The 2,292-nt window shown below is 65.2% G+C and carries 1 protein-coding gene and 1 pseudogene; both read left to right on the plus strand.

The features are described from left to right. Positions 1-1,917: transglycosylase domain-containing protein (locus DM816_RS41565; RefSeq protein ID WP_162908419.1), on the plus strand; the 1,917-nt coding region annotated here is incomplete at its 5' end. 115 nt (positions 1,918-2,032) lie between these two features. After that, positions 2,033-2,292: pseudogene (locus DM816_RS43370) on the plus strand (hypothetical protein); the annotation flags it as partial.

Genomic DNA, 2,292 nt, shown 5'->3' on the forward strand with positions numbered 1-2,292 from the left:
ACGATCACCCAGCAGTACGCGCGGCAGGCGGCCAACGACCTTGAGGTGACCTACGCGCGCAAGGTGCGCGAGGCCATCATGGCCCGCAAGCTGGAGGACACCTACACCAAGGAGGAGATCCTCGGCTTCTACCTCAACACCGTCTACTTCGGACGAGGCGCGCACGGGATCGGCGCGGCCGCGGAAGCGTACTTCGGAATCAAGCCGGAGGAGATCAAGGAGAAGCTCGGCATTTCGCAGGCGGCGCTCCTGGGGGCCGTGCTCAAGCAGCCAGAGGGTAAGAACGGCTTCGACCCGCACGTCAGCGAGCAGGCCCGGCAAAACTCCGAAAGCCGCTGGAACTATGTGCTCAACAACATGGTCGAGAACGGCTGGCTCAGTGCCGATGAGCGGGCCAAGCAGAAGTACCCGTGGCCGCAAAATCCCGACGCTCCCGCGCAGGGTGAGTTGATCAAGCCAGCGGCAAACCAGGGCGGCGCGACCGGCTACACCGACAGTGGGACGGGATTCGTCATCAACTACATCGAGGATGAGCTGGCCGAGAAGGGCGTCATCCAGCACCTCAAAGATCAGGGCGTGAGCAACTGGAAGAACGCCGGCCTGAAGATCACAACGACGATCGACCCGGCGGTCCAGGCCGCGATGGAGGCTCAGCTCAACCGCGAAGGCAACCCCAGCGCGACGCTGGCCAAGGAGCGCGAAAACATCATCGGCGCCGGCGTGGCGATCGATCCACGCAACGGCCGGGTGCTGGCCTACTACGGCGGGGGAAACAACGGTTCCGGCACGGACTTCGCCGGCGAGGACTCGCCGCACCCGCCGGCCTCGTCCTTCAAGATCTACACATTGGCGGCGGCGATCGACAAGAACATCTCGATCAAATCGCACTGGGATCCGACCGCGCTCAAGAAGTCGGCAGGCGACGACTACGATCTGGGCAACGCCAATCGCGAGGGCGACGGCACCTGCGGGCAGTACTGCACGCTCGAAGACATGACGGTGAGCTCATTCAACGTGCCGTTCTTCGATATCGCGCGCAAGATCCAGCCGAAGGCGATCATCGAGATGGCGCACAAGGCCGGGGTCAGGTCCATGTGGAGCACCGACCCGTTCAAGGAATACGACCTGTCCAAGGGCATTCCCGACCGCAACGTCTTCGACTACTGGACGGGCATCGGGCAGTACCCGGTCACCGTGCTCGACCACGCCAGTGGCACGGCGACGTTCGCCAACCACGGCATCTACAACAAGCCGCACTTCGTGCTGCAGGTCGAAAAGAAAAACAAGAAGACCGGCGCGTGGGAGCGCATCTCGCAGGGCGATGAGCAGCTCAAGCCCGAGCAGCGGATCCGGCCGGAGGTGGCCGACGAGGTCACGTCGGTGCTCAAGAAGATCCCGACCGGGCAGTACGCGCTCTCCGGTGGCTATGAGGGCGCGGGCAAGACCGGCACCTGGGAAAACGGCCTGAAGTCCAGCCCGACCAAGTACGTGTTTCCCAATACCAACGCCCACGTCTGGTTCACCGGTTACACGACGAGCATCGCGGCGACCTTCTGGGTCGGCAGCAAGGATGAGAACAAGACACCGATCAAGATGAACACGGGCAAGTCGGACCTGATGCGGGAGTCCAACATGGCCTCCAACTATCCCAAGGGCCTGTGGAAGAAGTTCATGGATCAGGTGAACAAGGACCTCAAGCCGCCGAAGGAGAAGCTGTCCAACGGCTCCGGCGGGCGCATCGGCGATGACGCGGATGGCGTGGGCACCGGCATCTCGCCGACGCCGCAGGCGCCGAGCTGCACCTTCCCGCAGCTGTGCCCGAGCAACGGCAACGGCGGTGGTGGAGGCGGCGGGGGCGGCGGTGGCAACCCCAACCCCACCGTCACACCGAGCCGAAGCGGCAGACCAAACGGATAGTCGCCATAGGACAACAGGCGGCCGCTGGAGTCCCAGCGGTCGCCTTTTGGATACCTGCTTGGGTTTGTGACCTCGGTATCGGACCATCGATCCTGACTTGAGGAGCGATGAGGCGATGACTTCCGAAGCCGAGCAGCAGCCGGACCCGACCCCGGAACCCGAGGCCAAGCCGGTGGTCGGCCGGGCAAAGGTGCCCGCGTGGGTGCCCGACTGGCGTGAGATCTCCGATCGGCTGCGGATCCCGCGGCCCAAGGGATCCGCCGCGCCGGTGTCCCCGCCCGCGCGCGGCGTGGCCAGCGTGCCGCGACCCGCCGCGCCACCGGTGAAGGGAGGCGGGCCCGCAGGGCCGGGGGGCGGGAGGAACACAGCGGGGCA

It is taken from the genome of Allorhizocola rhizosphaerae (assembly GCF_003426775.1).
Classification (GTDB): domain Bacteria; phylum Actinomycetota; class Actinomycetes; order Mycobacteriales; family Micromonosporaceae; genus Allorhizocola; species Allorhizocola rhizosphaerae.